General features: G+C 48.0%; 1 protein-coding gene. It reads left to right on the forward strand.

Annotated features, from left to right (window positions below; genetic code table 11):
• Nucleotides 1-945, forward strand: a 945-nt coding sequence (tuf, locus tag RH46_RS19405) for an elongation factor Tu (RefSeq protein ID WP_006881232.1), incomplete at both ends; no start/stop codon positions are given.

Raw genomic sequence — 945 nt, forward strand, 5'->3', positions numbered from 1 at the left:
GTACGGCGGTGAAGCGAAAGACTTCGCATCTATCGATAACGCTCCAGAAGAGCGTGAGCGCGGTATCACAATCGCAACTTCTCACGTTGAGTACGACACTCCAACTCGTCACTACGCACACGTAGACTGTCCAGGACACGCTGACTATGTTAAAAACATGATCACTGGTGCTGCACAGATGGACGGTGGTATCCTAGTTGTTGCTGCGACAGATGGCCCAATGCCACAAACTCGTGAGCACATCCTACTAGGCCGTCAGGTTGGTATCCCATACATCATCGTATTCATGAACAAATGTGACATGGTTGACGATGAAGAGCTTCTAGAGCTAGTAGAAATGGAAGTTCGTGAACTTCTATCTGAGTACGACTTCCCAGGTGATGATCTACCAGTAATCCAAGGTTCTGCACTAGGCGCACTAAACGGCGAAGAGCAGTGGGAAGCTAAGATTGTAGAACTAGCAGAAGCGCTAGATTCTTACATCCCAGAGCCAGAGCGTGCAGTAGACATGCCGTTCCTAATGCCAATCGAAGACGTATTCTCAATCCAAGGTCGTGGTACAGTAGTAACTGGCCGTATCGAGCGCGGTATCCTAAACGTAGGTGACGAAGTAGAAATCGTTGGTATCAAAGAGACAACAGTAACTACATGTACTGGTGTTGAAATGTTCCGTAAGCTTCTAGACGAAGGTCGTGCGGGTGAGAACGTTGGTGCACTTCTACGTGGTACTAAGCGTGATGAAGTAGAACGTGGTCAAGTACTAGCTAAGCCAGGTTCAATCACTCCACACACTAAGTTCGAGTCAGAAGTATACGTACTTTCTAAAGACGAAGGCGGCCGTCATACTCCGTTCTTCAAAGGCTACCGTCCACAGTTCTACTTCCGTACAACTGACGTAACTGGTAACATCGAGCTACCAGAAGGCGTAGAAATGGTAATGCCAGG

This window comes from Vibrio brasiliensis LMG 20546 (assembly GCF_000189255.1).
GTDB lineage: Bacteria > Pseudomonadota > Gammaproteobacteria > Enterobacterales > Vibrionaceae > Vibrio > Vibrio brasiliensis.